The 6,771-nt window shown below is 70.6% G+C and carries 4 protein-coding genes; 1 reads left to right on the top strand and 3 read right to left on the bottom strand.

Annotation, left to right across the window (positions count from 1 at the left end):
• Nucleotides 1-77 precede the first annotated feature (77 nt).
• On the bottom strand, nucleotides 78-1,739 hold the full coding sequence (locus tag TR46_RS06830; RefSeq protein ID WP_236655231.1) for an alkaline phosphatase family protein: 1,662 nt from the start codon (nucleotides 1,737-1,739) through the stop codon (nucleotides 78-80).
• 306 nt (nucleotides 1,740-2,045) lie between these two features.
• Here TR46_RS06830 and TR46_RS06825 point away from each other — a divergent pair, with 306 nt between their 5' ends.
• Nucleotides 2,046-2,543, top strand: a complete 498-nt coding sequence (locus tag TR46_RS06825) for a phosphoribosyltransferase (protein WP_042395231.1) — start codon at nucleotides 2,046-2,048, stop codon at nucleotides 2,541-2,543.
• Between the two features lie 126 nt (nucleotides 2,544-2,669).
• Here the strand turns inward: TR46_RS06825 and TR46_RS06820 are convergent, their stop codons facing one another.
• The gene (locus tag TR46_RS06820) at nucleotides 2,670-4,562 is read right to left on the bottom strand and encodes an IPT/TIG domain-containing protein (RefSeq protein ID WP_084718029.1); all 1,893 of its coding nucleotides are present in this window, start codon (nucleotides 4,560-4,562) and stop codon (nucleotides 2,670-2,672) included.
• 214 nt (nucleotides 4,563-4,776) lie between these two features.
• Nucleotides 4,777-6,771: pectate lyase-like domain-containing protein (locus TR46_RS06815; protein WP_052432592.1), on the bottom strand; the 1,995-nt coding region annotated here is incomplete at its 5' end.

Genomic DNA, 6,771 nt, shown 5'->3' with positions numbered 1-6,771 from the left:
GGATGACCCGGGGGCGGCGGGGCCGGAGCAGTACGCTCCGGCCCCACCGCCGTACCTGGTTGTACGTCGGGCCGGTGTCAGCGCACCGGCAGCACCTTGGTGCCCTCCTCGCGGACGGCCTTCAGCTGCTGCGGGTTCAGGCCCAGCAGGGCCAGGATGGTCGGCGCGATCTGGGTGGTGTGGACCGTGGCCGTGTCCGTGACCCGGTCCGGGGTGCCGGCGCCGGAGACCACCAGCGGCACGTCCAGGTCGTCCGCGTGGCCGCCGCCGTGCTCGGCGATCTTCTTGGTGCCGCCGGTGTAGACGACCCCGTACTGGGCCACGCCGAAGATGTCGGGCACCCGCGCGTCACCGGGCTTGACCCCGAAGAAGTGCGCGGCGTCCGCGCCGGCGTAGACCTTGGTCAGGCCGCCGTGGGTGAAGGCCTTGGCCTTCTTGTCGATGTCGGTGCCGGTGCCGCTCTGCGCCAGCAGGTACGCCTTGGCGAAGTCGGTGGCGGCCTTGGAGCGGTCCGAGAGCCAGAGCAGCATGGCGTCGTCGTCCACCGCGTGCACCACCAGGTCGGCGGCCGCGGGGTGGAGCTTCTTCCAGGCGGCGTTGAGGCCGTCCAGCAGCGGGCCGTCGTCGATCCGGGTGAGCGCGGTCGGGTCGGTGGGCGACTGGCCGTGCTTGGCGGAGAGGATGACGGTGGTGCTGCTGTCCAGGTGCTGCTTGTGGATCTCCGCGGTGAGCGCGCCGATCTGGGCGTTGATGTAGTCCAGGTTGTTCCGCAGCAGCGGTCCGGGCACGTTCTTGGCGGTGTAGCCGCCGGTGAGCCCGTCCGAGGTGGGCAGCTTCTCGGCCGTCGAGACGGACTGGAAGTTCAGGCCGAAGATGGCCGGGGTGCCGACCTTCTGCGAGCGCGAGTGGTCGTAGCCGTCGATCTCGTTGAGGACGGCCTGCACCTTGTAGCTGTCGTACTGCTGGGTGGCCTTGTTGTCGGTGGTCCAGTCGTTGCCCGAGGCGTAGCCCAGGGCGTCGGAGTTGATCTCCGGGGTGAACAGGTCCTGGACGCCGGTTCCCGACGGTCCGTCGAGGATGTCGTAGGCGGCGTGCTTGTCCGACCACGCGGTGCGCAGGCCGGCCTGGCGGGCCACCTCGAAGATGGTGTTCACCTGGAGGTACTGGTACGGGTAGACCGGCTTGCAGGTCTTGGGGTCGACCGGGAGCTTGCTCGGGTCGATCAGCTTGGTGGGGTTGCCGGTCATCGAGAGGATGCTGCCGGGAAGGTTCTTCAGGCCCTGGCCGCCGTCGATGGAGGCCTTGTTGATCTCCAGGTCCTCGGTGAGGTCCACCTCCACGCCGGGCTTGACGCCCTTGCAGCTGGTCGTGCCGGCCGGCAGCAGCGCCGCGTTGTAGGTGTCGTCGTAGTAGATGCCGGTGGTGCCGGGGCCGCCGCCGGTGGCCTGGGCGACCATGCCCGGGAAGCTGTCCGAGGGGTTGGTGGTCTTGGCGTCGGTGTACTGGACGCCGCCGCGGACCAGCCTGGCCAGCGCCGACTGCGGGTGCCTGGCGATGTACCAGGCCAGGTCGGACTGGTGCAGGCCGTCCACGGAGATCAGCAGCACATGCTTGGCGGCGGCATGGCGGGATGAGCCGCCGTGGGCGGCTGGGGCGGCGCTGGCCTGGGACAGCACGGCGGCGCCGAGCAGCGTGGTGGTGCTGAGGACTGCGGCCAGGCGGAGATGACGACGCTTCACAGGTACTCCCCGGAGTGTGCGGTGTGGCGGTGTGATTCGCCGTGATCCTCACCGCTGAACCCGGCGAGCGGCAGAGGTCGGCGCCACTGTTCGCCGGATGTTCTGCCGGATGCATCCGGCCCGATACCGGGGCGCTGACAACTCGGCCCTGTTATCCGGGTGTTAGGTGGTCCGTGGCATAATCGTCGGCCCGTCCGTACCGCTCGCCACGCCGCTCCGGGCGGTGCCGGGACCGGCGCTCCGGTGGCCGTAGCCTGCTCACACTGACGCTGAGAGCTGAGAGCTGAAATCTGCGAGGGGCACCTGATGAGCGGCGCACGCGAGAACCTGACCTATGAGATGTTCGGCGTCGCGGTGCGCGAGTTGGCGCAGGCCGTCGCCGACGACGGGTTCGAGCCCGACATCGTGCTGAGCATCGCCCGGGGCGGGGTGTTCGTCGCGGGCGGTCTGGCCTACGCGCTGGACTGCAAGAACATCCACCTGGTGAATGTGGAGTTCTACACGGGAGTCGGCCGGACCCTGGAGATGCCCGTCATGCTCGCGCCGGTGCCCGACGTGGTCGACTTCTCGGACAAGAAGGTCCTGATCGCGGACGACGTCGCCGACACCGGGAGGACCCTCAAGCTGGTCCACGACTTCTGCCTCGACGCGGTCGCCGAGGTGCGGTCCGCCGTCATCTACGAGAAGTCGCACTCCCTTGTGACCTGCGAATACGTCTGGAAGCGCACGGACGAATGGATCAACTTCCCCTGGTCCGTCGAAGCGCCGGTGATCCGCCGCGGGGGCCAGGTCCTGGACGCCTGAGCCGCCCCGTGGTCCGGCACACGCTGGGCCGGGAGCGGCGTCCAGGCTCAGGGACCGCGCGTGCGTCGGACGGCGCCCGGCTGCCGTGCGCGTCCGTTCGGCGCGGGCACGGCAGCCGGGCCCGGGTCAGAGCTGGAGGAGCTGGCCCTGCCCGGTGGACGGGGCGAGGGCGGCGGTGCCGTGGAAGGCGGCGGTGTAGTGCAGCGCGAGCAGCGCCGTGAGGACGGAGCACACGCCGTGGCAGCTCGCGGTGCCGCTGCTGTCGGTGGTGGCGGTGCACAGCGTGGTCGTGCCCACGGTGAAGGTGATCGTCCGGCCGGGGACCGGGCGGTGGGTGGTGGTGTCGGTGAGCGTGGCCGACAGCGCCAGGTTCAGGCTGAGTTGGCCGACGCCGATCTGCAGCGTGATCGGGGCGGCGGTGAGCGTGGTGCTGTCGCGGTCGTAGGTGTACCGGTCGGCGCCGCTGACGGCGCTGGTGCCGCCGGGGGCGGCCACCTGGACGTCCACGCCGGAGCCCGCCGCGCCGGCGGGCGCGGTGGCGGTGATGGAGATGCCGCTGGTTACCGTGAACGAGGTCGCCGGGACAGTGCCGAACTCGACGGCCGTTGCGCCGGCGAACCCGGTGCCGGTGATCGTCACCGCGGTGCCGCCGGTTGAGGCGCCGCCGCTGGGGCTCAACGCGGTGACGGTCGGCGCGGCGAGATAGGTGTACTGGTCGCTGCCGCCGACGGCGCTGGTGCCGCCGGGGGTGGTGACGGTGACGTCCACGGCTCCTGCCCTGCCGGCGGGTGCGATGGCGGTGACGGAGGTGCCGCTGTTCACCGTCACCGCGGTCGCCGGGGTGGCGCCGAAGTCGACGGCGGTCGCGCCGGTGAGTCCGGTGCCGGTGATCGTCACGGTGGTGCCGCCGGCCGCCGGCCCGGTGTTCGGGCTCAGGCCGGTGACGGCCGGGAGCGGTACGGCCGGTGCCGGGGCGACGACGACCACGGCGTCCGGGACGTTGAAGCCGCCGAGGGTGGAGCTGACGGTGCCGGTGGCGGTGTCGACCACCGCGACGGTGTTGTCGACGCCGTTGGCGACGAAGGCCTGGGTACCGTCAGGGGCGAACGCCAGCGCGGAAGGGCCGCGGCCCACCGGGACGGTGGCGGTCACGGTGTCGGTGGCGGTACTGATCACCGCGACGGTGCCGCCGGTGTAGTTGGCCACGTAGGCCCGGGTGCCGTCCGGGGCGACGGCCACCGCGTACGGACCCCTGCCGCTCGGGCCGGCCGGGACCGGGACGGTGGCGGTCACGGTGTTGGTGGCGGTGCTGATCACCGAGACGGTGTCGGGGTCGACCGCGGCGTGGCTGTCGTAGTCGGCGACATACGCCTTCGTCCCGTCCGGTGTGATCGCTATGCCGATCGGGTCGTTGCCGACCGGGACGGTGGCGGTCACCGTGTCGGTGGCGGCGTCGATCACCGAGACGGTGTTGTCGCCGCCGTCGGTGACGTACACGGTGGTCCCGTCGGGTGTGACCGCCACACCGAACGGTCCGGACCCGATCGGCACGGTCGCGGCCACGGTGTCGGTGGCGGCGTCGATCACTGACACGGTGTCGGATCCCGCGTTGGCGACGTACGCGCGCTTCCCGTCGGGGCTGACCGCCAGAGCGGTGGGGCTTCCGCCGACCGGCACGGTGGTGGTCACCGTGTTGGTGGCGGTGCTGATCACCGACACCGTGTTGCTGCCTTCGTTGGCGGTGTACACGGTGGAGGCCGCCGGGTCGGCCGCCACGGCGTCGGGGATGGCCCCCACCGGGACGCTGGCGGCCACGGCGTGGGCGAGCGTGTCGTAGGCGGTCACGGTGTTGCTGCCGGCGTCGGCCACGTACACGACCGGGTCGCCGGCGGCGTGCGCGGGCAGCACCGAGACGGCCGACAGCGCGGACGCCGCCAGCAGCCCGGCGCTCAGCCGGGCCAGCAGGCGACGTGCACCGCCGCCGCGCATCGGACCGCGGGCGCTTCTGGAATACGGCATACGAGGATCCCCCCAGAGGAAAACGGCATCGGGCGCGCCATGGCACGCCAGCCCCTTCCTCCCCATGCACTGCTCATGCCAACCGGCGATCGTGCGGCGAACTCGGCGGCCGGAGAGGCGGGTTGGCCGGAACGGCAGGACCGCAGCCCCCGTTGCCGGGGACTGCGGTCCTGATGGTTCCTGGTGGATCAGGAATGCGCTCGGGATCGGGCGGTCACGGGTAGCTGACCACGTTCGACGGGGTGGTGTTGGTGGGGGTCGCGGCTCCGGTCTGGTTGATGACGTGCGTGATGCTGCCGACTCCGCCCAGGGACACCGTGAGCAGGTCGTGGAAGTTCACGCCCGCCGTGTTCGGCGCCTCGAAGGCGTGGTCGGAGACCACCGCCGGATTGACGTTGAAGTAGCAGTAGCTGCCCAGTGCGTACGCCTGGTGCGAGGTGACGTTCGGCGACACCACGTACGCCGCGTAGCCGTTGGAGCCGCCGTTCATCCAGGCCGCCTGGTTCGGCGGGTCGTAGGGCATCTCGTTCTGCAGGAAGATGGTCTCGCCGCCCTGGCCGTTCCAGACCACCTCGTTCTTCTGGTAGTGCTCGACGAACAGTCCGGTCGCCAGCACGTTGTTGCCGTTGACGATCAGTCCGGTGTCGGCGGTGTTCACGGTCCAGCCGACCGTGCCGGCGTTGCCGTGGTCCGCGCGCCAGGCCCAGATGTCGTTCACCAGCGTGTTGTTGGCGTTGACCACCAGGCTGTCGGTGGCCTTGCCGGCGATGTCGCCGCCGATCCGGAAGAACACGTCCTGGACGGAGATCGGGTCAGCGGCGTGGCTGGTGGCAGAGCCCTGGGTGCCCACGGTCAGCAGCGCCGAGGAGTTGGTGGTGCCGGCGTCGAACAGCACGCCGCTGATCCGGACCCCGTCGGAGTCGCCGACCTGCATGGTGTTGACGCCGCCGGTCGGGACGAGGGTCGGGAAGCCGACGCCCAGCACGGTCGTGTTCGGGTTGGTGACGTTCAGCGTCTGGTCGATGTTGTAGACGCCGGGGGTGAGGAACAGGCTGCAGCCCTCCGCCAGCGCCGCGTTCATCTGTGCCGCGGTGTTGGACGGGGTGGCCACGAAGAACTGGCTCATCGGCACCGAGGTGCCGGGAGTCGCACCGTTGGCCCAGCTGGCGCCGGAGGCGTTGGTCCGCAGCGACGGCTCGAACACCTGGTAGGCGCCGGCCGAGTCGACGTACAGGTACGGCACGTCACGCGAGGTCGGCGTGGTGGACAGGGTGGTCATCGGGGGAGTGGGGAAGCTCTGGGCGGGGGCGCCGGTCACACCGGAGAACGCCATGTTCCAGACCGAGCCGCTCCAGCTGCCGAAGTTGCTGTCCTGCGAGTACCACTGCTGCTGGGACACGCTCGACGCCTGCCCGGAGACCCTGGAGTCGGCGATGTAGCCGCCGCTCGCGTAGCCGTAGCTGGCCGGGTAGAGCTGCAGCCCGCCGTGGATGTCCATCCGGCGGAACGGACCGGCCTGGGCGACGGCCCAACGGGTGTTGCCGGACGAGGGGTTGACGGCCAGGTTCTCCGCCGAGCGCCAGAAGTTCTGGGTGGCGTTCCCGGTGCCGTCGAAGGCGTCGACGGTCACGTCGCCGTTGATGGTGACGTCGTCGGGGTTCTGCCCCAGGCCCTGGATGGAGGTGTAGTAGCCGATGTTGGCGGTGTTGCTGTACGTGCCCGGCTTGAACAGCAGGGCGTAGCGCTGGGTGCCGAACTGGTTGAGCTTCTGGGTGTTGAAGACCGAGTCCAGGGTGGACTGGATGGTCGCGCTGGACATGCTCGGGTCGAAGATGTCGACGTTGGGGCCGAAGTTCGGCGTGTTCGACTGGCCGGTGCAGCCCGGGGCGGTGGTGCCGATCGTCCAGGTGAAGGTCGCGGAGCCGGCGGCGTGGGTGGTGTCGGTGGCGGTCACCGTGGTGGTGAAGGTGCCGGCCGCGGTGGGGGTGCCCGAGACCAGGCCGGTGGAGGCGTTGACGGACAGCCCGGTCGGCAGGCCGGTGGCGCTGTAGCTCAGCGTCTGGCCTGACGCCGAGTCAGAGGCGTGGAGCTGCAGGCTGGTCGCGGTGCCCACGGTCGCGGTCTGGTTGCCCGGGGCGGTGACCGTGACCGAGTTGCCTCCGGTGGACGTCCCGGTGAAGACCTGGAACTCCCACAGCGAGTAGCCGTA

It is taken from the genome of Streptacidiphilus carbonis, assembly GCF_000787775.1.
Lineage (GTDB): Bacteria > Actinomycetota > Actinomycetes > Streptomycetales > Streptomycetaceae > Streptacidiphilus > Streptacidiphilus carbonis.
The sequence above is the reverse complement of the archived record's forward strand: the minus strand, read 5'-3'. Positions and strand labels throughout refer to the sequence as shown.